Genomic DNA, 22,851 nt, shown 5'->3' with positions numbered 1-22,851 from the left:
CGATGACCCTGGACGCCCGCGCGCTCGGCCTGGCCGCCGCCGGGGTGGCGCTGTGGCGGTGCGCGCCGTTCCTGGTCGTGGTGCTGGTGGCGGTGGTGGTCACCGCCCTGGTCCGGCTGGTCTGACCGCCGGGCTGTCCGTGGGCTCGCCTACCATCGGACCATGCGTCTGACGGAGTTCTGGAAGAAGATGAACGACCACTTCGGCTCCTCCTACGCCGACAGCTTCGCCCGCGACCACGTCATGACCGAGCTGGGCGGACGCACCGTGTGGCAGGCCCTGGACGCCGGCTGGGAGGCCAAGGACGTCTGGCGCGCGGTGTGCACGGCCATGGATCTGCCCGCCTCGCAGCGCTGATCGCCCGGGCCGGGGCCCGACACGGAGCGGTCCGGACGGTCGGCGGCCGCTGATTCGAACTGATGTTCCTTATACTGGGCGGCGGCGAGTTATCCACAGGCTCAGGCCCCTTCGGGGACGATTGTCAGTGGCGCGCGCTAGCGTCTTTGGTGATGAAGCGCTCAGCACAGACCCCCAGGGTGGAATCAATGGCAGCGAACGACCGCGAGCGGGCTCTTGAGACCGCGCTCGCCCAGATTGAACGGCAGTTCGGCAAGGGCTCCGTCATGCGCCTCGGCGACGAGTCGCGCGCCCCGATCGAGGTGATCCCCACCGGATCGATCGCCCTCGACATCGCCCTCGGCGTCGGCGGCCTGCCGCGCGGCCGGGTGGTCGAGGTCTACGGACCGGAGAGCAGCGGTAAGACGACCCTCACACTGCACGCGGTCGCCAACGCGCAGAAGGCCGGCGGCATCGTCGCCTTCATCGACGCCGAGCACGCCCTCGACCCGGACTACGCCAAGAAGCTCGGCGTGGACACCGACGCGCTGCTGGTCTCCCAGCCGGACACCGGCGAGCAGGCGCTGGAGATCACCGACATGCTGATCCGCTCCGGCGCGGTCGACCTGATCGTGATCGACTCCGTCGCCGCGCTGGTGCCCCGGGCCGAGATCGAGGGCGAGATGGGCGACTCCCACGTCGGTCTGCAGGCCCGGCTGATGAGCCAGGCCCTGCGCAAGATCACCGGCGCGCTGAGCCAGTCCAAGACCACCGCCATCTTCATCAACCAGCTCCGGGAGAAGGTCGGGGTGATGTTCGGAAGCCCGGAGACCACCACCGGTGGCCGGGCGCTGAAGTTCTACGCCTCCGTCCGGCTGGACATCCGCCGGATCGAGACGCTGAAGGACGGCACCGAGGCGGTCGGCAACCGGACCAGGGTGAAGGTGGTCAAGAACAAGGTCGCCAGCCCCTTCAAGCAGGCCGAGTTCGACATCATCTACGGCCAGGGCATCAGCCGCGAGGGCGGCCTGATCGACATGGGCGTGGAGCAGGGCTTCGTCCGCAAGGCCGGTGCCTGGTACACCTACGAGGGCGACCAGCTCGGGCAGGGCAAGGAGAACGCCCGCAACTTCCTGCGCGACAACCCCGACCTGGCCGACGAGATCGAGAACAAGATCAAGGAGAAGCTGGGCGTCGGTCCGCGCAAGCCGGCCGCCGACGCCGACGGCGCGCCGACGGTGAAGGAGATCACCCCGGTGGTCAAGTCGGTCACCACGCGCGCCAGCAAGGCGAAGGCGGCCGCGGCTGCTGCCGCCGCCCCGGCCGAGCCCGCCGCCGCGGCGGCCCCGGTGGTCGCGGCCGAGCCCGCGGCGGCCAAGGGCTGACGGTGGCACAGGACGCCTGGGGGCCGCTCGACTGGTGCGCCAACGGCGTCGGCGGGGAGGAGCTCACCGCCCTCCCCGCCGACGGAGACGACGGCTTCGAGGAGCCGGAGGGCTTCGAGGAGCCCGACGGCTTCGACCGGCCCGGGCCGGAGCCCCGGCCGGAGCGCCGGTCACAGCCTCGGTCGGGGTGGCGGTCGGAGCGCCGGGTGGAGCCGCAGTCGCCGCCGGAGGCGCGGGGGCCGGTCGATCCGGCGGAGCGGGCGCGGGCGATCTGCCTGCGGCTGCTCACCGGGTCGGCCAAGACCAGGGGGCAGCTCGCCGAGGCGCTGCGCAAGCGCGACATCCCGCAGGAGGTCGCCGACGAGGTGCTCTCCCGCTACCAGGAGGTCGGGCTGATCGACGACGCGGCCTTCGCCGGGGCCTGGGTGGAGTCCCGGCACCGGGGCCGGGGGCTGGCCCGCCGAGCGCTGGCGACCGAGCTGCGCAGCCGGGGCGTGGACAACGCGGTGGTCGCCGAGGCGGTCGCCCGGCTCGATCCCGAGCAGGAGGCGGCCACGGCCCGGGCGCTGGTGGAGCGCAAGCTGCGCTCGACGTCCGGCCTCGACCGCCAGGTGCGGATCCGTCGGCTGGCCGGGATGCTCGCCCGGCGCGGCTACTCCGAGGGCCTGGCGCTGCGGGTGGTCCGGCAGGCCCTGGACGAGGAGGGGAACCCTGACGAGGGCCTGCCTGACGAGGGCCTGGGAGAAGGCTGGTAACAGTCGATCAGATTGGGTCGTTATCTTGACCGTTTCGTAACCTGGACCTAGTCTCACCCGTAGTGAGGGATCACTGCGGGCGCTGCTGAGCTGGGATGTGTTCCTTCGGCATGCCCGCGATCCCTTGGAGGAGCGAAGCAGGGGGATGGCCGATGGAGATCGCGCTTGCTGCGGGCACGGTCGTCCTCGTGGCCGTGCTGCTGATGGGCTGGCTGCTGCTGCGCGGTGCACGCGAACGGGTCGCCGAGTGCGAACGCCGTGAGCAGCGCGGCGCCGAGCGGGAGGCGATGCTCGATGCCGAGCAGCGGCGGTTGCGCGAGAGCGCCGTCGAGACGGCCGAGGCGCAGGCGGCGCTGGCCCGCCGGCGCGAGGAGCTGCGGGCCGAGCAGGCCCGCGCCGAGACCGAGCGGCGGCTCGAACTGGAGCGCATCGCCGGGCTGACGGCCGCCGCCGCGCGCGCCGAGCTGGTCCGGACGATCGAGGAGCAGGCCAAGCGCGAGGCGGTGCGCAGCGCGCGGGAGATCGAGTCGCGGGCGCAGGCCGAGGCGGAGTCCCGGGCGCGCGAGATCGTCGCCACGGCGGTGCAGCGGGTCGCGGTCGAGCAGACCGCGGATGCGGTGGTGACCGCGGTGCGGCTGCCCGGCGACGACATGAAGGGCCGGATCATCGGCCGCGAGGGCCGCAACATCCGCTCGTTCGAGGCGGTCACCGGGGTGAACCTGGTGATCGACGAGACGCCGGAGCTGGTGGTGCTGTCCTGCTTCGACCCGGTGCGCCGCGAGGTGGGGCGGCTGACGCTGGAGGCGCTGATCTCGGACGGCCGGATCCATCCGCTGCGGATCGAGGAGATGTACGAGCGCAGCCTGGTCGAGGTGGAGCGGGTCTGCTCGCGCGCGGGGGAGGACGCGCTGGAGCAGGTCGGCATCACCGACATGCACCCCGAACTGGTGCGGCTGCTGGGCCGGTTGCGCTTCCGGACCTCGTACGGGCAGAACGTCCTGGGGCACCTGCTGGAGTCGGCGCACATCGCCGGGATGATGGCGGCGGAGCTGCGGGCCGACGCCGCGCTGGTGCGGCGCTGCACCCTGCTGCACGACATCGGCAAGGCGCTGACGCACGAGGTGGAGGGCAGCCATGCGCTGATCGGCGCCGAGCTGGCCCGGCGCTACGGCGAGTCCGAGGACGTGGTGCACGCGATAGAGGCGCATCACAACGAGGTCGCGCCGCAGACCCTGGAGGCGGTGCTGACGCAGGCGGCCGACGCCTGCTCGGGCGGCCGTCCGGGGGCGCGGCGGGAGTCGCTGGAGCTGTACACGCGGCGGCTGGAGCGGCTGGAGTCGATCGCCCGGGGCCACCAGGGGGTGCACAAGGTGTTCGCCATGCAGGCCGGGCGCGAGGTCCGGGTGATGGTGCTCCCGGACGCCGTGGACGACCTGCAGGCGCAGGTGATCGCGCGGGACGTGGCCAAGCAGGTCGAGGAGGAGCTGACCTACCCGGGCCAGATCCGGATCACGGTGATACGCGAGAGCCGGGCGACGGAGTTCGCCCGCTGAGCCGCACCGCCCCGGCGGTGCCAGGCCCTGGCCATGGCGCCAGGCCGGGCCCGGCCCGGCGGATCAGCTCGCAGACCAGCCGCTGATCGGCGCGGACAGCGGGACCGGCGCTCCCGGCACCGGGGCGGTGACCGGCAGCCCGGCCGCCGCCCACGCCTGGAAGCCGCCGACCAGGTCGGTGGCCCGGTGCAGGCCGAGGGCGTGCAGCGAGCGCGCGGCCAGGCTGGAGGCGTAGCCCTCGTTGCAGACCACCACCGCCCACAGGTCGTCCCCGGTGGCCTCGGGCAGCCGGTGGTCGCCGCGCGGGTCGAGCCGCCACTCCAGCTCGTTGCGTTCGACGATCACCGCCCCGGGGATGGTGCCGTCCCGGTCGCGGAGCGCGGCGTAGCGGATGTCCACCAGCAGCGCGCCGTGCGTCCGGACCGCCTCGGCGGCCTGCTGCGGCGTCAGCCGGTCGAGCCGGGCGCGCTCCCGCTCGATCAGCCCGTCGATGCCGCGCGGTTCGGTGCCGCGCGGTTCGGTGCCGCGCGGTTCGGTGCCGCCCGGCGGCGTGCCTGGCTCGGGCACGGTCACCACTCCTCGGGGATCTCGACCTGGGACAGCCGCAGCACGTCGCCGCTGCGGGCGTAGCGCCGCATCTTGGGCAGCGGTGGGTAGTAGCAGTGCACCGAGACGGCGTGCCGGTCGTCCGAGGGGTTGACCACCTGGTGGACGTGGTGCGCGCCGAAGGCCCGGCCGGTGCCCGCGGGCAGGCTGCGCTGCCGGTCGACGCCGTCCTCCAGCTCCAGGCTGCGCCAGCCGTCGGTGGGGATGGGCACGCCCAGCGAGAGCTCGCTGAGCTCGCCCTCGGCGGTGACGAACGCGCCGCTGGAGCCGCCGTGGTCGTGCCAGCCGGTCTCGGAGCCGGGCGGCCAGCCGATGAGCCATGCCTCGCAGCCGCCCGGGCCTTCGAGCCGTACCCAGGTGCGCTCCTCGGGGTGGAGCGGGAGCCGGCTGATCACCTCGGGGTCGGCCGCGGCTGCCCGGGCGAAGGCGAGCATGTCGGCGAGGGCGGGGACGTCCTCCCGGGCGGGGCGGTCGGCGGCGGCGGGCTGGTCCGCTTCTGGCGCGGAATCCGCTCGGGTGAGGGTCTCGGACAAGGCAGAGTCCTTCGGCGATGGCGTTCGGGGTGTGCCGGACTGCCCAGGGGCGTGTGGGCGCGGGTGCACGGTCGCGCAGCCGGTCGCGCGCGGCGCTGCGCGGTGGCTGTGCGGGGGGTGCGGATACGCGGACGCCCGCGCGGATGCGCGGTGCCGTGCGGTGAAGGCGCGGGTGAAGGGGGACGGGCCCGGCCGCGCAGAGGGCGCGGGGGCTCGTCGGCTAGCGTTCGGCTAGCCGGGTGTACAGAGCGAGCCGAGGTACCTGACCAGGTCCAGATGGGTGCGACGCACCAGGACGATGCCGGTCAGGGGGCTCGCGGACAGCATGCCTACATCCCGGGGGGCGACGCTTGAGCCCTCCGCCGAGACACCGAGTGGCCGGAGCCACCTGTACTGCTGCCGCATGGGCGCCAGTGAAGCACGGGCCTGCAAGATCGTCAAGGGCGGTCGGCGGGGACGCGGGCGGCGGCGACGGTGTCGGTGCGCGGCAGCGGCAGGTCGGCGGAGCCGCCCCGGGCGCGGTCGGCCAGGGTCCACAGGTCGTCCGGGTGGCAGCCGCGCAGCGCGGCGACCAGGTGCCCGTCCGGGCGGATCAGCAGCACCGTGTGCGGGGCCGCGGTCGGGTACTCCTCGGTCACCAGCAGCTCCGCCGGCAGCGGCAGCGCCCGGGTGGCCTCGGTGAGCTGCGGCATCAGCCCGGCGCCGAGCCAGTAGTCGCTGGCCCACACCGCCGTGCCCGGGGCGACCAGCACCACCAGGAAGCCGCGTCCGAGCCTGGCCCGGAGCCGGTCGGTGGCGCCGTCGGCGGTCACCACCGGGACGTCGGGGACGAGCACCCCGGGGCTGGTCGGCGGCAGGTTCGGGCTGAGCGCGGCCCGCCCGGCGCCCGGGTAGGCGGGGGCCGAGCCCAGCCGCCCGGTGCCCAGGCTGCCGTCGGAGAGCAGGGTGGCGTTGCGCCGCAGCGAGCCGGAGAGGACGCTGCGGCGCACCTCCAGCAGCGGGGTGCTGGGCTGCAGCAGCGGCCTGGCCTGGTCCGCCGAGCGCAGCCGGGCGATGACGGCGGCGCGCCGCTCCTGCTGGTAGCTGGCGAGCAGCCGCTCGGTGGCGCAGTTGTGCCAGACCAGGGCGAGTTTCCAGGCGAGGTTGTCGGCGTCGCGCAGGCCCTCGTCCAGGTTCTGCATGCCGAGCGAGCCGAGCAGGTGCGCGGCGTCGCCGGCCAGGAAGGCGCGGCCGAGCTGGAAGCGGGTGGCCAGGCGCTGCTGGACGACGTGGTCGGCGGTGGAGATCAGCTCGTACGGCGGCACCGCGCCGTCGTTCCAGTCGGCCAGGGCCGAGCGCAGGTGTTCGATCAGGGCGTCGGGGGTGAGCGGCGCCTGGCGCACCGGCAGCCGCCAGTCGAGCCTCCAGACGCCGTCCGGCAGCGGCCGGGCGGTGACCTCGCGCGCGCCCGGGGAGCGGGGCGGGTCGCGGTGCAGCCGGGCCTCGCCGGGCAGCGGCAGGTCGGCGCGGATGGTGGCGACGGCGTAGTGGTCGGCGGCGGCGTGCCCGGGGAAGCGCACCTTGAGCTGCTTGCGCACGCCCGAGCGCGGGCCGTCGCAGCCGACCAGGTGGCTTCCGCGCCACCAGGTGCGCGCGGTACGGACGTTGACGCCGTCCTGGTCCTGCTCGAACTCGACCACGGCGGAGTCGTGGACCAGCTGGATCAGCGGGGTGGCCGACACCGCGTCCCGCAGCCCGCGTTGCAGCCGGTGCTGCGAGAGGTGCACCGCCTCGCCGGGGGCCAGCGGCAGGTGGATCAGCTCGCGGCCGCGGCGCTGGGTCCGCCAGCCGGTCCAGCCGCGTCCGTCGGCGGCGACCCGCTGGTAGCCGACGCGGGTGAGCAGGGCGGCGGTGTCGGCGCGCAGCACGCTGGAGCGCACGCCCTCGGGGCAGACCCCGCTGCCCTCGTCCAGGACGATGCTCGGCACCTGGTGGCGGGCGAGCGCCAGGGCCAGGGTGAGTCCCACCGGCCCGGCGCCGACGATGATCACGGGGTCCACGGACGTCCCTCCGTGGACCTGCGGGTTTCGCCCAGGGCTGCGCCAGTCATACCGAGCACTGCAACAGATCAGCTGGTGTGGCGTCAAGCAGCGTCGGTTGTACGCCGGTTCGTGGCGCGCCAGGCCCGCGCGCCCTCGGCGGGCGGACGGGAAGGGGGTCAGCTGTCGTGGGCGCGGGCCAGGAAGTCCCGGGCCCGTACGGTGCGGGGCACGGTGAAGAACTCGCTCGGCGGGGACTGTTCGAGGATCCGCCCGCCGTCCATGAAGACCACGCGGTCGGCTGCGGAGCGGGCCAGTGCGGGCCGGTCGGTGGCGAGCAGCAGGCCGAGGCCGTCGTCGGCCAGGCTGCGGGCCAGCTCTGCCGAGAGCGCCGGGTTGGGCCCGTCGAACAGCATCAGCTTGGGGTCGCGGGCCAGGGCCCGGGCGGTGGCCACCCGCTGCTGCTGCTCCTCGGACAGCTCCCACGGGTACTTGGCCGCGTGCTCGGCCGCCCCGACCCGCTCCAGCAGCGCGTCGGCCCGGCGGCGGGCGCCGGGCGCGGCCGCCTTCCACCAGGCCAGCCGCCCGGCGGTGACGTTCTCCAGCACGGTGCGGCAGGCGACCAGGTTGAACGGCTCGAAGACCCCGCCGATGCCCGCGCGGACGCGCGCCAGCTCCCGGCCGCGTCGGGGCAGCGGCTGCCCGTCGACGGTGATCCGGCCGGAGTCGATCCGCTCGGCGCCGTTGATGGCGCGGCAGAGCGTGGACTTTCCCGAGCCGGCCGGGCCGAGCACGGCCACGATCTCGCCCCGGGCCAGGTCCAGGTCGATGTCGTTCAACACCTGCACCATGCCGACGTGCTTGTTGACGCCCCTCAGCTGCACCAGCATGGGGGCATCGGCAGCAGCACGCTGCGCCATGCGGGCCCCCCGTGACAGGTCGCGGGGCCGGCATGTCATGAGTGCCCCTGGCTGTTCCTCCTGACAACCATATGCCTGCTCAGCGATCACCCCGAATGATCTGAGCTGGATTTGAGGATGCCCCGGGTGCGGTTGATCGCAGCTGCATAACGGTAGGCCGGGCAGCAGGGGGCAGCCCTTGACCTGGAGGCGCTCGGCGCGGTGGGCTTCACAGGCCGTATGTCCACAGCCCATTCCACCGCAGACCGGAAGAGGAGGCGACGTGCGCCTGCTGCTCGTCGAGGACGACGACCATGTGGCCGCCGCCCTGGTGGCGGTGCTGACCAAGCACGGCTTCGAGGTCCGGCATGCCCGTACCGGGAACGAGGCGCTGGACGCGCTGGTTCCCGACGGCCGCGGACCGTACCGGGTGGTGCTGCTGGATCTGGGGCTGCCGGACCGGGACGGCTTCGAGGTCTGCGGCCAGATCCGGCTGCGCGGCGGGATACCGGTGATCATGGTCACCGCCCGCTCCGACATCAACTCCCGTATCCACGGCCTGAATCTGGGCGCGGACGACTACGTCGTCAAGCCGTACGACATGGGCGAGCTGCTGGCCCGCATCCATGCCGTGGCCCGGCGCGGCACCGCCCCGGCCGCGGTGGCGGACGGTCCGGGCGCGGCCGGCTCCCGGGCCGAGCGGCTGCTGGCCCGCTGCGGCCTGGTGCTGGACACCTCCGCCCGCCGGGCCACGGTCCGCGGCCGGGAGGTGGCGCTGACCCGCAAGGAGTACGACCTGCTGGCGCTGCTGGCGCAGAGCCCGGGCGTGGTGATCCGCCGCGAGCAGATCATAAGCGAGGTGTGGCGCAGCAGTTGGGAGGGGACGGCGCGGACGCTGGAGGTCCACGTCGCCTCGCTGCGGCACAAGCTGGCGGTGCCCGCGCTGATCGAGACGGTCCGGGGCATCGGCTACCGGCTGGTCGTCCCGGAGGACCCCGCCGCCACCGCTGACCCCGCCGCCACGAAAGCCGGTCCCGAACAGGGCGCTCCCGCCGCCGGCCCGGCGGACGCGGGCTGATGCGCACCCGGCTCCTCGGGATCCTGCTCGCCCTGATGGCCTGCGTCCTGGTCGCCCTCGGGCTGCCGCTTGCGGTCAGCGAGGCCGCCGCCGAGCAGCAGCAGACGCTGGTCGACCGGATCGACGACACCGCCCGCTTCGCCGAACTGGCGCAGAACCCCATCGGCCAGTCCGGCACGCCGACCGCCGACGAGCAGATCCGCACGCTCCAGTCGGAGATCCAGCGCTACTACGAGGTGTACGGCGGCCGGGTCGGGGTGTTCCAGCTGAGCGGCCGCCCGCTGACCGACCAGCCCGCCGACTGGACCGACGCGGCGCGCGGCATCTCCGCGCAGGCGTTCAGCGAGGCGCTGGACGGCCGGCGCAGCAGCAATCCGGCGCAGGTGTGGCCGTGGCAGACGGGGCGGCTGATGGTGGTGGCCTCGCCGGTGGTCTGGGACGGCGACGTGGTGGCCGTGGTGGTGACCGAGTCGCCGACCGGCGGCCTGGGCGCGCGCATCCTGCACCGCTGGCTGGTGCTGGCCGGGGGCGAGGCGGCGGCGGTGCTGGTGGCCGTGGCGGCGGCGGTGATGCTGACGGCGTGGGTGCTGCGCCCGGTGCAGGATCTGGACAAGGTCACCCACGACATCGCCACCGGCCGGCTGGCCTCCCGGGTCGCCCCGGCCGGCGGCCCGCCGGAGCTGCGCCGGCTGGCCCAGGCGTTCAACGAGATGGCGGACCATGTGGAGGCCGTGCTGGACCAGCAGCGGGCGTTCGTCGCGGACGCCTCGCACCAGCTGCGCAATCCGCTGGCGGCGCTGATGCTGCGGATCGAGGCCATGGGCATGGAGCTGCCCGAGGGCCACGAGCAGGAGCTGGCCGGGGTGCGGGTGGAGGGCAGGCGGCTGGCCCGGGTGCTGGACGACCTGCTGGGTCTGGCCGTGGCCGAGCACTCGGGGCCGAGCGCGGAGCCGACCGACCTGGTGCGGCTGGCGGAGGAGCGGGCCGGGGGCTGGCGTCCGCTGGGGCGGGAGCGCGGGGTCGAGCTGGTGTGCGAGCTGCCGCCCGCACCGGTGATGGCGCTGGCCGATCCGGTGGGCTTCGGCAGCGCCCTGGACGCGGTGATCGACAACGCGCTGAAGTTCACCCCGCCCGGCGAGCGGGTCACGGTGGTGCTGACGGCGACGGCGGAGCAGGTGGCGGTGGCGGTCACCGACGCCGGGCCCGGCCTCACCGAGGAGGAGACCCAGCGGATCGGCGACCGCTTCTGGCGCAGCCCGCGCCACCAGAACGTCCAGGGCTCGGGCCTGGGCCTGTCCATCGCCCGGACGCTGATGGCGGCGTCCGGCGGCTCGCTCGGCTTCACCCCGCGCACGCCGGAGGGTGTCCCCGGCCCGAGCGGCCTGACCGTCACGCTGTCGGTGCCCCGGGCCTAGCCGCTACCGGGAAGCCCTGGGGCCGTGCTGGGCCCGGCGCCGGGGTCGGTGCCGGGCCAGTCAACTCGCCGACCAGGGCGGCTAGTTGCTCCACCTCCAGCAGGAACCCGTCGTGCCCGTGGGCCGAGCGGATCACCCGCAGCCGGTCCGCGCCCGGTAGGGCGGCGGCCAACTCCCTTTGCAGCGGCAGCGGGTAGAGCCGGTCGGAGTCGACTCCGGCGACCACGGCGGGCATGGTGGCCCGGCGCAGCGCCGCCCGGGTGCCGCCGCGCCCCCGGCCGACGTCGTGGCCGTTCATGGCCTCGGTCAGGGCGGCGTAGCTGCCCGCGTCGAAGCGGCGGACCAGCTTGTCCGCGTGGTGGTCCAGGTAGGAGCCGACGGCGTAGCGGCCGCTTCGGGCCGGGTCCTCGCCGTCCTGCGGGCGGGCGCCGAACCGGCCGTCCAGCTCCGCCGCCGTGCGGTACGTCAGCTGCGCGATCCTGCGGGCGGTGCTCAGCCCGGCGTGCGGGCCGCGCCCGGGCTCGGCGTCGTGGTAGTCGCCGCCGTGCCAGCCGGGGTCGGCCCGGATCGCGGCCAGCTGGGCGTGCGCCCAGGCGATCTGGTCCCCGCCGGAGGCGGCCGGGCAGGCGGCCAGCAGCAGCGCGCCGACCCGTTCCGGCCGCCCGGCCGCCCACTCCAGCGCGCGCATGCCGCCCATGGAGCCGCCCAGCACCAGGGCCCAGCGGTCGACGCCCAGGGCGTCGGCGAGCGCGGCCTCGGCGTCGACCTGGTCGCGCACGGTCAGCCGGGGGAAGCGGCTGCCCCAGGGGGCGCCGTCGGGGGCGGCCGAGGACGGCCCGGTGGTGCCCTGGCAGCCGCCGAGGACGTTGGGCGCGACCACGTACCAGCGGTCGGTGTCGACCGCCCGGCCGGGCCCGACCAGCCCCTCCCACCAGCCGGGCGTGGGGTGGCCCGGTCCGGCCGGGCCGAGGACGTGGCTGTCGCCGGTCAGCGCGTGCAGCACCAGCACCGCGTTGGAACGGTCGGCGGCGAGGGCGCCCCAGGTCTCGTAGGCGATCCGCACCTGCGGCAGCTCGCCGCCGTACTCCAGCGGCAGCGACTGCGGCAGCCGCGCCCACTGCCGGTGTCCGTCGGGGTCGCCGGGCCGCCAGGCCCCGGTGGCGGGCGGCAGCGCGCCGCCCGCCACCGGGCCCGGTGGCCCCGGGCGTTCGGTCAAGACGTCCCCTTGGCCGCGCGGAACCCGGCTTCGAGGTCGGCCTTGAGGTCGGTCAGGTTCTCGATGCCCACGGACAGCCGGACCAGGCCGGGCGTCGCCCCGGTGGCCGACGCCTCCTCCTCGCTGAGCTGGCTGTGCGTGGTGGAGGCCGGGTGGATGATCAGGCTGCGGACGTCGCCGATGTTGGCGAGGTGGCTGAACAGGCTGACCCCGTCGACGAACCGCTTGCCCGCCTCGATGCCGCCGCGCAGCTCGAACGCCAGCACCGCGCCCGCGCCGCGCGGCAGGTAGCGCTGCCCGGCCTCGTACCAGCGGCTGGACGCCAGTCCCGGATAGTGGACGGCGCTGACCTCGTCCCGGCTCTCCAGCCACTCGGCGATGGCCTGGGCGTTGGCGGTGTGCCGCTCGATGCGCAGCGACAGCGTCTCCAGGCCCTGGAGGATGAGGAAGGCGTTGAACGGCGTGATGGCCGGACCCAGGTCGCGCAGCAGCTGCACCCGCAGCTTCACCGCGAACGCGATCGCGCCCAGGTCGGGCCAGTAGCGCAGGCCGTGGTACGAGGGGTCGGGCTCGTTGAAGCCGGGGAAGCGCTCGGCGTGCGCGCCGAAGTCGAAGGTACCGCCGTCGACCACCGCGCCGGCGATGGCGGTGCCGTGGCCGCCCAGGAACTTGGTCGCCGAGTGCACCACGATGTCGGCGCCGTGTTCGATCGGGCGCAGCAGGAACGGCGTCGGCACGGTGTTGTCGACGATCAGCGGCACCCCGGCGGCGTGCGCCACGTCCGCCACGCCGCGTACGTCCAGCACGTTGCCGCGCGGGTTGCCCAGCGTCTCGGCGAACAGCGCCTTGGTGTTGGGGCGGACGGCGGCGGCCCAGGCCTCCAGGTCGTCGGGGTCGTCCACGAAGCTGACCTCGATGCCGAACCTGGGCAGGGTGTGCCGCAGCAGGTTGTAGGTGCCGCCGTACAGCGAGGTGCTGGAGACGATGTGGTCGCCCGCGCCCGCGAGGGTCAGGATCGCCAGGGTCTCCGCCGCCTGCCCGGAGGCGGTGGCCACCGCCGCGACGCCGCCCTCCAGCGCGGCGATCCGCTGCTCCAGGACGTCCTGGGTGGGGTTGTGGATGCGGGTGTAGATGTTGCCCGGCTCGGCGAGCGAGAACAGGTCGGCCGCGTGGGCGGTGTCGCGGAAAACGAACGAGGTGGTCTGGTAGATGGGCACGGCGCGGGCCCCGGTGGCCGGGTCAGGCACCGCCCCGGCGTGCACCTGCTTGGTCTCGAAGGACCAGGCGGATGCGGCGGCCTCGGCCGAGGCGTCCGCCGAGGCGGTGGCGAGGACGAGGTCGGGGTCGACCGGGCTTGCGGGGTCGATGGTCTGGCTCATGCGGATGACTCCAGGTCACAGGGCGCGCGGGGGCGCGGGCAGCGTGGGGTGCGCGGCGCCGGGCGCCGGCGGCTCGGCCGGGGAGGGGGCCTCGCCGCAGGGCGCGCGGGAGCGCTGCGGTACGTGGGCGGCAGGTCTGCCGGGGGACGGGCGTGGCGTGCGCGGGGCGGCTGCGGCCGTGCCCCGGCGTCCGGTCAGCTGGGGCTGCTACAGCCGGTGCTGGTGCTGCGCCCGTAGTCCACGTGGCGGCGGCTGACAAGGACGGTCATGGCGGTGAGCATAGACCGCGACGCCGCTTTTGCGCTGCCCTGCGGCCCTTTCCGGCCACGGCTTCACGTACTCGCAGCACGCCCGCAACAACCACCGCCCGCGCTCGCCGTCAGGGGCGGCACAGCATCTCGCCGTGCGGGATGGTCAGCCAGCCGTCCGGGTCGGCCGCCCAGGCGCGCCAGCCTTCGGCGATCCGCTGCAGGTCGGCGGGGGTGGCGAAGCCGCTGCGGACGGCGTGCGCGGCGAACGGCGAGACCGTCGCCCGCTCCGCCCACAGCTCGCCCCACCAGGTGCGCTCGGCCTCGGTGGCGTACGTCCAGGTGCTGCTGCCGGGGGTGACGTCGGTGAAGCCCGCCTCCCGGGCCCAGGCGTGCAGCCGCCGCCCGGCGTCCGGCTCGCCGCCGTTGGCGCGGGCGGTGCGCTCGTACAGCCGCAGCCACTCGTCCAGCGCCGGGATCTGCGGGTACCAGAAGAAGGCCGCGTAGTCGGCGTCGCGGACGGCGACCACCCCGCCCGGGCGGCACACCCGGCGCATCTCGCGCAGCGCCTGCACCGGGTCGGCGACGTGCTGCAGCACCTGGTGGGCGTGGACCACGTCGAAGGAGTCGTCGGCGTAGGGCAGCGCGTGCACGTCGGCGACCTCGAACACGGTGTTCTCCGCGCCCGCCTCGGCGGCGTTGTACGCGGCCTGCTCCAGGATGCCGGGGGTGTTCTCGACGCCGGTGACCCGGCCGGGGGCGACCAGGGCGGCCAGGTCGGCGGTGATCGTGCCGGGGCCGCAGCCGACGTCCAGCAGCTGCTGGCCGGGGCGCAGCTCGGGCAGCAGGTACTCGGCCGAGTTCCGGGCCGTGCGCCAGGTGTGCGAGCGCAGTACCGAAGCGTGGTGGCCATGGGTGTAGACGGCGTCCTTGGGTGTCACGGAGTGCCTCCTGGCGGTGGGTCAGCAGCGTTGCCGGTAGCTGCGACTCTAGGAGACGTCTCGCCCAGCGAGAAGAACTGTCTCGCATGATGGTCGCCGAACGGGTGGCCGGGGGTGGGGGTTCGGTCCAGGTCATTGACCGTGCCAGTGGTCACTGACACATTGACGGGTGAGAGCGTCGGCGAGGGAGCCGGCGGGGGAGGAGCCCGATGATCGCCGAGGCCAGGGAGTACCGGGTCAGCTCCGGGGACGTCGAGCTGGCCGTGGTCGAGGCGGGCGATCCGACCCGGCCCACGCTGCTGTTCCTGCACGGCTACCCGGACACCAAGGAGGTCTGGGAGCCGGTGATGAGCCTGCTGGCCGCCCGCTACCACGTCGTCGCCTACGACGTGCGCGGCGCCGGGCACTCCACCGCGCCCGCCCCCCGCGCCGACAGCTACCGGCTGGAGCGGCTGGAGGACGACCTGCTGACCGTCCTCGACGCGCTCGCCCCCTACGGCCCGGTCCACCTCGTCGGCCACGACTGGGGCTCGGTGCAGGGCTGGGAGTTCGCCACCTCGCCCCGGCTGCGCGGCGGACTGGCCTCCTTCACCAGCGTCTCCGGCCCCTGCCTGGACCACGTCGGCCTGTGGCTGGGCGAGCGGCTGCGCCACCCCACCGCCGCCCGGCTGCCGCAGCTGCTCGGCCAGGGCCTGCGCTCCTGGTACGTCTACGCCCTGCACACGCCCCGGCTGCCGGAGGCCCTGTGGCGCGGGCCGCTGGGCCGCCGCTGGCCCGCCCTGCGCCGATCCGTGGAGGGGCTCGCCGCCGCCGACGACCGCAGCTCGCCGACGCTGCCCGAGGACGCCGCCAACGGCGCCTGGCTCTACCGCGCCAACGTCCGCGAGCGGATGCGCCACCCCCGGCCGGACCGGATCGCCACCGTCCCGGTTCAGCTGGTCGTGCCCACCCGCGACCCCTACCTGTCGCCCCGGCTGTACGACGACCTGGACCGCTGGGCCCCGGTGCTGCGCCGCCGCACGGTGGACGCCGGGCACTGGCTCCCGCTCACCCGCCCGGCCCAGCTCGCCGACTGGATCGGCGAGTTCGTCGACGCCGTTCGAGCCGGAAGCATCCCCTCCGTCTCGCCCGGCACCACCCCGGCGGTACGCTCAGTGCCGCACTGAGCACGGGTACGGCAGCGGGGGGAGGGCTCGGCGTGACCACTGTGCCGCAGCAGCGCACGGAGTACCGCATAGACGATCTGGCACGGGCCGCCGGGACCACGGTCCGCAATGTCCGCGCCTACCAGGATCGCGGACTGCTGCCGCCCGCCGTACGGCGCGGCCGGGCCAACGTCTACCGCCAGGAGCACCTGGACCGGCTGCACATGGTCGCCCAACTCCTGGACCGGGGCCACACCCTGGCCGGGATCAAGGAACTCCTGGACGCCTGGGACAGCGGCCGGGGCCTGGGCGGCGTGCTCGGCCTGGTCTCCGAGGTCACCGCCCCCTGGACGGACGAGGAGCCGGTGCGGCTCACCCGCGCCGCCCTGGTCGCCTCCTTCCACGGCGTCGAGGACGAGCAGGCCATCGCCGCCGCCGTACGGCTCGGCGTGCTCCAGCCGGAGGAGCCGGACTCGTTCGTGGTGCCCAGCCCCGGGCTGCTCGCCGTCGCCATGGAGCTGCACGAGCTGGGCGTCCCGCTGGCGGCGATCGTGGCGCACCTGGAGGAGCTGCGCGGCGACATCGACCATCTGGCCCGGCGCTTCGTGGAGTTCAGCGCCGTCCACATCTTCGTCCGCTATGCGGGACACCAGCTCACCGACGAGGAGGCGGCCGAGGCCGTCGGCACCGTCCGCAGGCTGCGGCCGCTGGCGCAGTCCGTGGTCGACGCCGAGCTGGCCCGGGCGATGCGCAGCGAGGCCACCCGGCTGCTGGACGCCGCCGTCGCCGGTCCGCTGCGGGAGCTGGTCGGCAAGGAGCTGGGCGGCCGGGAGTCGGCCGTGCGGGAGCCGGCCGTGCGGGAGTCGGGCGGGCCCGCCCGTCAGGGCTTGACGGAGACGTAGTACCGGCGCGCGCCCTCGGCCAGCGGCAGCGGGTCGGTGTAGATCGCCGAGCGGATGTCCACGGTCTGCGCCGAGTGCACTTGGACGCCGATCTCGTCCCGGCTGTCGAGCAGCACCCCGGTCATCCGCTCGACCAGCCCGGTCGGCACGTCCGCGCGGGTGACCATCAGATTGGCCACGGCCAGCGTCTGCACCGCCTCGTCCGGCACGGTCGCCGGGTAGGCGCTGGTCGGCATGGTGGAGCTGCGGTAGATCTGGGTGTCCCGGGCGCCCGGGTCCTCCGCACCGGCCAGCGCGTCCATCGCGGGCGCCAGCTGCCCCAGCGGGATCAGCCGCACGTGCATCTGCTTGGACAGCAGGGCCACCGCGCTGCTGGGCAGCCCGCCGGACCAGAAGAAGGCGTCGATGTTGCCCTCGCGCAGCTGCGTCGCCGAGTCGTCGATGCCCAGCGGCAGCGGGGTCAGGTCGCCCTTGCTCGGATCCAGGCCGGACACCTGGAGCACCCGCTGGGCGATCAGCATCACCCCGGAGTCCGCCTGGCCCACCCCGACCCGCTTGCCGCGCAGGTCCTGCACCGAGTGGATCGGCGAGTCGCTGGGCACGACCAGCTGCACGTAGTCGTCGTACAGCCGCCCCAGCGCCCGCAGTCGGCCCGCGCCGGGCCCGGTGAAGTGCGCCACCGCGTCCGCCGTGGCGATGCCGAAGTCGTCCTGGCCCGCCAGGATGCGCTGCAGGTTCTGCGGGCCGCCCGCCGTCGGGTCCAGCTGCAGCCTGACCCCCGGCATCTCGCGCTGCACCACCGGCTTCAGCAGCTTGCCGTACAGCGCGTAGACGCCCCCTGCCGAGCCGGTGGCCATGCCGAACGTCCCGGTCGGGTAGGCCACCCCGTCCGGGGCCGCCAGCCACCAGGCCAGCCCCGCTGCGGCCAGCACCGCCAGCGCCGTCACCACCCGCACCAGCCGCGACTGCAACGCGTACCGGACGATGGCGGAGGCGGTCGACATGCCGCGATCCTGCCAGCCCCGCAGCCCGAACGGAACCCGCGTCTCGCCGAAGCACGCCTGCTCGACCTGTCAACAGTGGAAGATACGATGGCGGCATGAGCCTTCGACATGCGCTGCTGGGCCTGCTCAACGACAAGCCGGCGAGCGGGTACGACCTGATGCGCACGTTCGACACCACGCTCGCGCACACCTGGCCCGCCACCCAGAGCCAGGTGTACGGCGAGCTCAACCGCCTCACCGAGGCGGGGCTGCTGTGCGTCAGCGCGGAGGGCCCCCGGGGCCGCAAGGAGTACTCGATCACCGACTCCGGCCGCGCCGAGCTGGTCCACTGGCTCGCCGACACCGAGCCCAACCGGGTACGCCGCAACGAGACGCTCCTGCGGATCTTCTTCCTCGGCAACCTCACCCGCGACCAGGCCGTCGGCTACCTCGAACAGGAGGCCGAGGTGATCAGCCGCCGCGACGAGCGCTTCCGCGAGATCGAGCGCACCGCCGACTGGGAGGCGGACGACCTCGCCGTCCACGGCCGGCTCGCCCTCGAGTACGGCCTCCGGCTCGACGCCATGCACCGCGAGTGGACCGACTGGGCCGTCGCCCAACTGAACGCCCGCGACGCCGCCCGCCGCCCCGCCGGGTCGGGTCAGAACAGCGCGTCCTGATCGTCCGGACGATCGGGCGCCGCGCAGGGTTCGAGCGGGACGGTGAGGGCTGCGCCCGGCTCGGCGCGGCCCAGCGCCCACCCGGCCAGGAGGCGGGTGTCCAGCAGCACCAGACCCGGTTCCGCGTCGAGGTAGAGATCGGAGCCGATCCGGCAGGCGATCCGCCCGGCGATCACCTCGCCGGGGCCCGGTGGCAGCATCGCGGCGACCGGCTGCAGCCCGCGCGCGGGCAGGCCGTAGGCGGCGGCGTGGTCGGCGACCAGCGGTTCCCGGCGGGTCTGCCCCTCCGGCCAGGTCAGGGCCTGCGTGCGCTCGGCTGCGGCGAGCAGGTCCGCAGCGCGCTCGGCAGCCGTACCGGGGCGGACCCGGGCCGCCCGCTTGCGCGTGGCGCTCATCCGGTCGGGCAGGCCCAGGGCCGCGCCCAGCAGGTTCTCCACCCGGCGGGCGGCAGTCAGCGTACCGCTGGAGATGACGGCGGAGGCCAGCGCGCCCTGTTCCAGCAGCCGGGCATCGCCGCGCTCGACCGCCGTGATGCCGACCTTGACCGCGCCGCCGTGGTGGGCCAGGTACACCGCGAAGGGGCGCGGGTCATGCAGGCGGGTGTCGGCGGCGATGGAGTCGGCGCGGTCGATCGCCTGGCAGGCCGGGCACTGCGCGCTGCGGGCGGACGCTGCCAGGTGCGCGCCGGTGGGGCAGCCGTGGCGGCGCCCCGCGCGCCACACCCCGGTGCACAGCCGGTCGGCCCCGGTGGTGAAGGCCAGCTCGGCGCCCAGGTCCAGGCGACTCGACCGGGGTGCGCCCCCGCCGGGAGCCCACCACGTCAGCACCGCCGCCCCATCACGCCAGGCGACCCCGACCGCCCGCCAGACGGCCGGCGCCACGTCGCTGACCACTGCTCTCCCCTCGCGCCCGGCCCATGCCCTCGACCTGCACGCTACCGCCGCCCGCCCATCAGGCGCCGGGGAACTCGCCCGCCCTGACCGCCGCGACGAACGCGGCGAACGCGTCGGCGGGGAAGACGAGGGCGGGGCCGTGGGGGTCCTTGCTGTCGCGGACCGGGACGGCGTCGGGGAGGAAGCCGGGCGCGACCTCGATGCAGTCGCCGCCGTTGTCGCCGCTGTGGCTGGACTTGCGCCAGGGGGCGTTGCTCAGATCAGGCTGACTCATGTGCGAACTCCTTTGGCTGGGCCGGGGGTTCATCACCCCCAGTCTGTGGCCGCCGGAGCGGTTCGTACAGAGGCCCCCGAGCGTATCCGGGGGCCTCTGTGGTGCGTTGGTGCGGGTCAGGCGGTGGGGAACTCGCCTGCCTTGACTGCGGCGACGAACGACGCAAACGCATCGGTGGGGAAGACCAGCGCGGGGCCGTTCGGATCCTTGCTGTCGCGGATCGGGACGGCGCCGGGGAGGAAGCCGGGGGCGGCCTCGATGCAGTTGCCGCCGTTGTCGCCGCTGTAGCTGGACTTGCGCCATGGGGCGTTGTTCAGGCTGGGGTAGTTGTTCATGTTGATGTGCCCTCTCATAGCTTCCCTGATGACAGCGGCAGATTCGCGGGCCGGTAGCGCGTCCGCACGCAACAGATCATAGGTGCGTTGGTGCTTGGCGAGCACGTTCGGATGCTCGCTGAAGTGCCCTCCGTCCAGCGATTCCGAGTACACGTAGCGTGTGTCATCGGGCATGGCGATCAGGGACATAGGCGTGTTCGGCACCGCCACATGCGAGAGGCCGTACGGGATGATCTGGATGCGGATGTTGGGCAGCTCGCCGACGGCGATCAGGTGTTTCAGCTGACGGTACATGACGTCTCGGCTACCGATGATGTTGCGAATGCAGCTCTCATCCAAGAGCACGATGTAGGTAGGCCCGTCCGGTTCCAAAAACCGCGTCTGTCGACTGATTCGACCCTTGACCTGATCGTTGACCGTAGTGCCGTCCGAGTGGGTTGCCCTGGTGAACAGGGCATGGGCGTACTCCGTCGTCTGCAGCAATCCTGGGATCAACTGCGTCTGGTACTCGAGCAGTTCGACGAGCTTTGCGTCCATGTCGGCGCGGCGCTTGAACCAGTCGGGGTGGTAGTCGAGTTCGGGGTACCAGTTGACCCCGTGCCACATCTCCTCGATCAGGCCCTCGGTCTTGAGGATCACGTCCATGGCCCGGACCAGGGCCAGGGCCGGAACCTGTTTGCCGGTTTCGACCTTGACGTAGCGGGTGCGGTCGTAGTGCAGCTCCTGCGCCATGCGGACCTGCGAGTACCCGGCTGCCTCGCGGCGGCGGCGGACGAACATGCCGAACAGTTCGGCTGCCGTGTCCGCTTCCCCGGACTCCCCGTTACGGCGGCTCATGAAAACCCCCTGATACGTGCTGTGCTGACGTTCCGTCAAGGTGTGCAAGTGTTGCCCCGTACTCATGTGCAGCCGGGGCACTGGCAGCTAGTCAATACTGTTCCTCGCCGTTCCGCAGGGCAATCCTTGGATTACAGACAGTTATCCGCAATCAGTGGATGCGAGGCGGAACGATGGACGAGAATGCACGGCGCCACCCCCTCGGCGCGTTGGTGCGCGACACCCGGCGGGATCGCGTCGGGGTGGTGCAGGCGCACCTCTTCGGAATGGTTTTCCTGCGGCCCAAGGGCGGCGGCTGCGAGTGGGAGGCCCGGCCGGAGGACGTGGCGCCGGCCGACGAGAGGGACGACTTCCGGGCCCGGCTGGCCGACCTGAACGCGGCGAGCAGCGGGGGCGTGCTGTGATCGGCGACGAGCCCGGCTCGGACGAGTTCCGCTACTTCCCGCTGCCCGCGCCGCAGCCCGCGCCCGGGTGCGCCGAATGCCTGCGGCTCAAGGCGCAGGAGAGGGCTGCGGCCCGCGCGCGCGACCAGTCCGCCGCTGCGGACGCCCGCGTCCACCTGCGACGGCATCTGGGGCGGGCGCACTGATGGGGGACACGCAGACCTACCTTTCCCGGAGTTTCATGATCATGGCTGACCCGATGAGCGTCCCGACGTACCAGGCGACCTGTGTTTCCGGCGAGGAGGCCGAGTGCGGCGAGCAGTCCGAGGCCGCCTTCAGCGTCGCCGAACGTGAGCAGTGGATCGAGGACCACTTCCTGCGGACCCGCCACGCCCGATACCTGCACACAGTCTCCGACTACCGCGTCGTCCTCCCGGGCGAGTGGCCGTGACCGGAGGGACCGAACGTGTCGGGCGACCGTAGACTCTTGGGAGAGACGCTCTCCGAGCGCGGCCTAGGCGACACTCTCGACCGTTTGATGTGGATCTATGACGAGCATGGTTGAAACCCCACGGACCTATGAGATCCGTACCCACGGATGTCAGATGAACGTCCACGACTCCGAGCGGCTGTCCGGCCTGCTGGAGGACGCGGGGTATCTGCGCGCACCCCGGGGGGCCGACGCCGACGTCGTGGTGTTCAACACCTGCGCGGTGCGGGAGAAGGCCGACAACCACCTCTACGGCAACCTCGGCCAGCTCGCCTCGGTGAAGGCGGTCAAGAGCGGGATGCAGATCGCCGTGGGCGGCTGCCTCGCGCAGAAGGACCGCGACACCATCGTCAAGCGCGCCCCCTGGGTGGACGTGGTCTTCGGCACCCACAACATCGGCCACCTGCCCGCGCTGCTGGAACGCGCGCGGGTCCAGGAGGAGGCCCAGGTCGAGATCCTGGAGTCGCTGGAGGTCTTCCCCTCGACGCTGCCCACCCGGCGCGAGTCGGCGTACGCGGCGTGGGTGTCGATCTCGGTCGGCTGCAACAACACCTGCACCTTCTGCATCGTCCCGGCGCTGCGCGGCAAGGAGAAGGACCGGCGGACCGGCGACATCCTCGCCGAGGTGCAGGCGCTGGTGGCCGAGGGCGTGGTCGAGGTGACCCTGCTCGGGCAGAACGTCAACGCGTACGGCCAGGACATCGGCGACCGCCAGGCGTTCAGCAAGCTGCTGCGCGCCTGCGGCGAGGTCGAGGGCCTGGAGCGGGTGCGGTTCACCTCGCCGCACCCCAAGGACTTCACCGACGACGTCATCGCGGCCATGGCCGAGACCCCGAACGTGATGCACCAGCTGCACATGCCGCTGCAGTCCGGCTCGGACGCGGTGCTGCGGGCGATGAAGCGCTCGTACCGGCAGGAGCGCTACCTCGGGATCATCGAGAAGGTCCGCGCGGCCATGCCGGACGCGGCGATCTCCACCGACATCATCGTAGGCTTCCCCGGCGAGACCGAGGAGGACTTCGAGCAGACCATGCACGTCGTCCGGGAGGCCCGGTTCGCGCAGGCGTTCACCTTCCAGTACTCCAAGCGTCCCGGCACCCCGGCCGCCGAGATGGAGGGGCAGATCCCCAAGGAGGTCGTCCAGGAGCGGTACGTGCGCCTGGTCGCGCTCCAGGAGGAGATCTCCTGGGAGGAGAACAAGAAGCAGGTCGGCCGGACCGTGGAGGTGCTGGTCGCCGAGGGCGAGGGCCGCAAGGACCAGCACACCGACCGGCTCTCCGGCCGCGCGCCGGACAGCCGGCTCGTCCACTTCACCCGCCCGAGCGAGCCCGTCCGGCCGGGCGACATGGTCACCGTCCAGCTCACCTACGCCGCCCCGCACCACCTGCTCGCCGAGGGCGCCCCACTGGCCGTGCGCCGCACGCGCGCGGGTGACGCCTGGGAGAAGCGGCAGAGCGAGGCGGCGGCCAAGCCCGCCGGGGTGATGCTGGGCCTGCCGGGCATCGGCGTGCCCGCGCCGCTGCCGCCGTCGGACGCTCCGGCCTGTCGCTGACGCCCGGTAGGGTCG

General features: G+C 73.6%; 25 protein-coding genes. 14 read left to right on the top strand and 11 right to left on the bottom strand.

Annotated elements, in window-relative coordinates; translation table 11 throughout:
- Nucleotides 1-2: 2 nt before the first annotated feature.
- From GXW83_RS26800 to rny, 5 genes are all read left to right on the top strand, one after another.
- On the top strand, nt 3-125 hold the full coding sequence (locus tag GXW83_RS26800; protein WP_370466776.1) for a hypothetical protein: 123 nt from the start codon (nt 3-5) through the stop codon (nt 123-125).
- Nucleotides 126-162: 37 nt separating this feature from the next.
- Nucleotides 163-357: a DUF3046 domain-containing protein gene (locus tag GXW83_RS26795; protein WP_182445631.1), complete on the top strand. Its 195-nt coding sequence runs from the start codon at nt 163-165 to the stop codon at nt 355-357.
- A gap of 188 nt (nt 358-545) precedes the next feature.
- Nucleotides 546-1,721, top strand: a complete 1,176-nt coding sequence (recA, locus tag GXW83_RS26790; RefSeq protein ID WP_182445630.1) for a recombinase RecA — start codon at nt 546-548, stop codon at nt 1,719-1,721.
- A 2-nt stretch (nt 1,722-1,723) separates the two neighbouring features.
- Nucleotides 1,724-2,476: a recombination regulator RecX gene (recX, locus tag GXW83_RS26785; protein WP_182445629.1), complete on the top strand. Its 753-nt coding sequence runs from the start codon at nt 1,724-1,726 to the stop codon at nt 2,474-2,476.
- Nucleotides 2,477-2,628: 152 nt separating this feature from the next.
- Nucleotides 2,629-4,029: a ribonuclease Y gene (rny, locus tag GXW83_RS26780; protein WP_182445628.1), complete on the top strand. Its 1,401-nt coding sequence runs from the start codon at nt 2,629-2,631 to the stop codon at nt 4,027-4,029.
- Nucleotides 4,030-4,092: 63 nt separating this feature from the next.
- On the opposite strand, the gene GXW83_RS26775 is transcribed toward rny, so the two are convergent.
- From GXW83_RS26775 to GXW83_RS26760, 4 genes are all read right to left on the bottom strand, one after another.
- Nucleotides 4,093-4,596: a rhodanese-like domain-containing protein gene (locus tag GXW83_RS26775; protein ID WP_182445627.1), complete on the bottom strand. Its 504-nt coding sequence runs from the start codon at nt 4,594-4,596 to the stop codon at nt 4,093-4,095.
- Between the two features lie 2 nt (nt 4,597-4,598).
- On the bottom strand, nt 4,599-5,168 hold the full coding sequence (locus GXW83_RS26770) for a cysteine dioxygenase (RefSeq protein ID WP_225447275.1): 570 nt from the start codon (nt 5,166-5,168) through the stop codon (nt 4,599-4,601).
- Between the two features lie 437 nt (nt 5,169-5,605).
- Complete coding sequence (locus tag GXW83_RS26765) at nt 5,606-7,207, bottom strand: FAD-dependent monooxygenase (RefSeq protein ID WP_182445626.1); 1,602 nt, start codon at nt 7,205-7,207, stop codon at nt 5,606-5,608.
- 158 nt (nt 7,208-7,365) lie between these two features.
- On the bottom strand, nt 7,366-8,106 hold the full coding sequence (locus GXW83_RS26760; RefSeq protein WP_182445625.1) for an amino acid ABC transporter ATP-binding protein: 741 nt from the start codon (nt 8,104-8,106) through the stop codon (nt 7,366-7,368).
- A gap of 262 nt (nt 8,107-8,368) precedes the next feature.
- Here GXW83_RS26760 and GXW83_RS26755 point away from each other — a divergent pair, with 262 nt between their 5' ends.
- Together GXW83_RS26755 and GXW83_RS26750 are read left to right on the top strand one after the other, a co-directional pair.
- The gene (locus GXW83_RS26755) at nt 8,369-9,163 is read left to right on the top strand and encodes a response regulator transcription factor (RefSeq protein ID WP_182445624.1); all 795 of its coding nucleotides are present in this window, start codon (nt 8,369-8,371) and stop codon (nt 9,161-9,163) included.
- A complete protein-coding gene (locus GXW83_RS26750; RefSeq protein ID WP_182445623.1) occupies nt 9,163-10,578 on the top strand; it encodes a HAMP domain-containing sensor histidine kinase in 1,416 nt (471 codons plus the stop codon). Before GXW83_RS26755 ends, GXW83_RS26750 begins: the two co-directional genes overlap by 1 nt.
- Here the strand turns inward: GXW83_RS26750 and GXW83_RS26745 are convergent.
- The 3 genes from GXW83_RS26745 to GXW83_RS26735 all read right to left on the bottom strand — a co-directional run bounded on the left by GXW83_RS26745 (nt 10,553) and on the right by GXW83_RS26735 (nt 14,362).
- Nucleotides 10,553-11,794 carry a homoserine O-acetyltransferase gene (locus GXW83_RS26745; RefSeq protein ID WP_225447273.1) on the bottom strand — a complete coding sequence of 414 codons (1,242 nt, stop codon included), beginning with the start codon at nt 11,792-11,794 and terminating at the stop codon, nt 10,553-10,555. The genes GXW83_RS26750 and GXW83_RS26745 overlap by 26 nt on opposite strands.
- Nucleotides 11,791-13,173: a bifunctional o-acetylhomoserine/o-acetylserine sulfhydrylase gene (locus tag GXW83_RS26740; RefSeq protein WP_182445622.1), complete on the bottom strand. Its 1,383-nt coding sequence runs from the start codon at nt 13,171-13,173 to the stop codon at nt 11,791-11,793. Before GXW83_RS26740 ends, GXW83_RS26745 begins: the two co-directional genes overlap by 4 nt.
- A 379-nt stretch (nt 13,174-13,552) precedes the next feature.
- The gene (locus GXW83_RS26735) at nt 13,553-14,362 is read right to left on the bottom strand and encodes a methyltransferase domain-containing protein (protein ID WP_182445621.1); all 810 of its coding nucleotides are present in this window, start codon (nt 14,360-14,362) and stop codon (nt 13,553-13,555) included.
- 209 nt (nt 14,363-14,571) lie between these two features.
- Here GXW83_RS26735 and GXW83_RS26730 point away from each other — a divergent pair, with 209 nt between their 5' ends.
- A complete protein-coding gene (locus tag GXW83_RS26730; protein ID WP_182445620.1) occupies nt 14,572-15,528 on the top strand; it encodes an alpha/beta fold hydrolase in 957 nt (318 codons plus the stop codon).
- A gap of 32 nt (nt 15,529-15,560) precedes the next feature.
- A complete protein-coding gene (locus GXW83_RS26725) occupies nt 15,561-16,409 on the top strand; it encodes a MerR family transcriptional regulator (protein WP_182445619.1) in 849 nt (282 codons plus the stop codon).
- Here GXW83_RS26725 and GXW83_RS26720 read toward each other — a convergent pair.
- Nucleotides 16,388-17,413 carry a TAXI family TRAP transporter solute-binding subunit gene (locus GXW83_RS26720; protein WP_182445618.1) on the bottom strand — a complete coding sequence of 342 codons (1,026 nt, stop codon included), beginning with the start codon at nt 17,411-17,413 and terminating at the stop codon, nt 16,388-16,390. The two genes, GXW83_RS26725 and GXW83_RS26720, sit on opposite strands and share 22 nt — an antisense overlap.
- A 95-nt stretch (nt 17,414-17,508) precedes the next feature.
- Between GXW83_RS26720 and GXW83_RS26715 the strand changes: the two genes are divergently transcribed.
- Entirely contained in the window at nt 17,509-18,072 is a 564-nt protein-coding gene (locus GXW83_RS26715; protein WP_182445617.1) for a PadR family transcriptional regulator, read from the top strand.
- On the opposite strand, the gene GXW83_RS26710 is transcribed toward GXW83_RS26715, so the two are convergent.
- The 3 genes from GXW83_RS26710 to GXW83_RS26700 all read right to left on the bottom strand — a co-directional run bounded on the left by GXW83_RS26710 (nt 18,054) and on the right by GXW83_RS26700 (nt 20,411).
- Nucleotides 18,054-18,965 carry a DUF2797 domain-containing protein gene (locus GXW83_RS26710; protein WP_182445616.1) on the bottom strand — a complete coding sequence of 304 codons (912 nt, stop codon included), beginning with the start codon at nt 18,963-18,965 and terminating at the stop codon, nt 18,054-18,056. The genes GXW83_RS26715 and GXW83_RS26710 overlap by 19 nt on opposite strands.
- A 58-nt stretch (nt 18,966-19,023) precedes the next feature.
- Entirely contained in the window at nt 19,024-19,239 is a 216-nt protein-coding gene (locus tag GXW83_RS26705; RefSeq protein WP_182447584.1) for a DUF397 domain-containing protein, read from the bottom strand.
- Between the two features lie 116 nt (nt 19,240-19,355).
- Nucleotides 19,356-20,411: a Scr1 family TA system antitoxin-like transcriptional regulator gene (locus tag GXW83_RS26700; RefSeq protein ID WP_225447272.1), complete on the bottom strand. Its 1,056-nt coding sequence runs from the start codon at nt 20,409-20,411 to the stop codon at nt 19,356-19,358.
- Between the two features lie 173 nt (nt 20,412-20,584).
- Here GXW83_RS26700 and GXW83_RS26695 point away from each other — a divergent pair, with 173 nt between their 5' ends.
- The 4 genes from GXW83_RS26695 to miaB all read left to right on the top strand — a co-directional run bounded on the left by GXW83_RS26695 (nt 20,585) and on the right by miaB (nt 22,836).
- A complete protein-coding gene (locus tag GXW83_RS26695; RefSeq protein WP_182445615.1) occupies nt 20,585-20,815 on the top strand; it encodes a hypothetical protein in 231 nt (76 codons plus the stop codon).
- On the top strand, nt 20,812-21,000 hold the full coding sequence (locus tag GXW83_RS26690) for a hypothetical protein (protein ID WP_182445614.1): 189 nt from the start codon (nt 20,812-20,814) through the stop codon (nt 20,998-21,000). Before GXW83_RS26695 ends, GXW83_RS26690 begins: the two co-directional genes overlap by 4 nt.
- A gap of 41 nt (nt 21,001-21,041) precedes the next feature.
- Nucleotides 21,042-21,245: a hypothetical protein gene (locus GXW83_RS26685; protein WP_182445613.1), complete on the top strand. Its 204-nt coding sequence runs from the start codon at nt 21,042-21,044 to the stop codon at nt 21,243-21,245.
- 97 nt (nt 21,246-21,342) lie between these two features.
- Nucleotides 21,343-22,836 (top strand): tRNA (N6-isopentenyl adenosine(37)-C2)-methylthiotransferase MiaB, encoded by a 1,494-nt coding sequence (gene miaB, locus GXW83_RS26680; RefSeq protein WP_182445612.1) that lies wholly within the window; start codon nt 21,343-21,345, stop codon nt 22,834-22,836.
- Nucleotides 22,837-22,851: the final 15 nt, after the last annotated feature.

The sequence above is a fragment of the Streptacidiphilus sp. PB12-B1b genome (assembly GCF_014084125.1).
Classification (GTDB): Bacteria; Actinomycetota; Actinomycetes; order Streptomycetales; family Streptomycetaceae; genus Streptacidiphilus.
This window is presented reverse-complemented; position numbering and strand designations above follow the sequence as displayed.

What these genes read in the sequence shown, in the direction of transcription:
- GXW83_RS26800 (WP_370466776.1), top strand. Translation starts at nt 3, where the DNA reads ATGACCCTGGACGCCCGCGCGCTCGGCCTGGCCGCCGCCGGGGTGGCG.
- GXW83_RS26795 (WP_182445631.1), top strand. Translation starts at nt 163, where the DNA reads ATGCGTCTGACGGAGTTCTGGAAGAAGATGAACGACCACTTCGGCTCC.
- recA (WP_182445630.1), top strand. Translation starts at nt 546, where the DNA reads ATGGCAGCGAACGACCGCGAGCGGGCTCTTGAGACCGCGCTCGCCCAG.
- rny (WP_182445628.1), top strand. Translation starts at nt 2,629, where the DNA reads ATGGAGATCGCGCTTGCTGCGGGCACGGTCGTCCTCGTGGCCGTGCTG.
- GXW83_RS26760 (WP_182445625.1), bottom strand. Translation starts at nt 8,106, where the DNA reads ATGGCGCAGCGTGCTGCTGCCGATGCCCCCATGCTGGTGCAGCTGAGG.
- GXW83_RS26750 (WP_182445623.1), top strand. Translation starts at nt 9,163, where the DNA reads ATGCGCACCCGGCTCCTCGGGATCCTGCTCGCCCTGATGGCCTGCGTC.
- GXW83_RS26740 (WP_182445622.1), bottom strand. Translation starts at nt 13,173, where the DNA reads ATGAGCCAGACCATCGACCCCGCAAGCCCGGTCGACCCCGACCTCGTC.
- GXW83_RS26730 (WP_182445620.1), top strand. Translation starts at nt 14,572, where the DNA reads ATGATCGCCGAGGCCAGGGAGTACCGGGTCAGCTCCGGGGACGTCGAG.
- GXW83_RS26720 (WP_182445618.1), bottom strand. Translation starts at nt 17,413, where the DNA reads ATGTCGACCGCCTCCGCCATCGTCCGGTACGCGTTGCAGTCGCGGCTG.
- GXW83_RS26715 (WP_182445617.1), top strand. Translation starts at nt 17,509, where the DNA reads ATGAGCCTTCGACATGCGCTGCTGGGCCTGCTCAACGACAAGCCGGCG.
- GXW83_RS26705 (WP_182447584.1), bottom strand. Translation starts at nt 19,239, where the DNA reads ATGAGTCAGCCTGATCTGAGCAACGCCCCCTGGCGCAAGTCCAGCCAC.
- GXW83_RS26700 (WP_225447272.1), bottom strand. Translation starts at nt 20,411, where the DNA reads ATGAGCCGCCGTAACGGGGAGTCCGGGGAAGCGGACACGGCAGCCGAA.
- GXW83_RS26695 (WP_182445615.1), top strand. Translation starts at nt 20,585, where the DNA reads ATGGACGAGAATGCACGGCGCCACCCCCTCGGCGCGTTGGTGCGCGAC.
- GXW83_RS26685 (WP_182445613.1), top strand. Translation starts at nt 21,042, where the DNA reads ATGGCTGACCCGATGAGCGTCCCGACGTACCAGGCGACCTGTGTTTCC.
- miaB (WP_182445612.1), top strand. Translation starts at nt 21,343, where the DNA reads ATGACGAGCATGGTTGAAACCCCACGGACCTATGAGATCCGTACCCAC.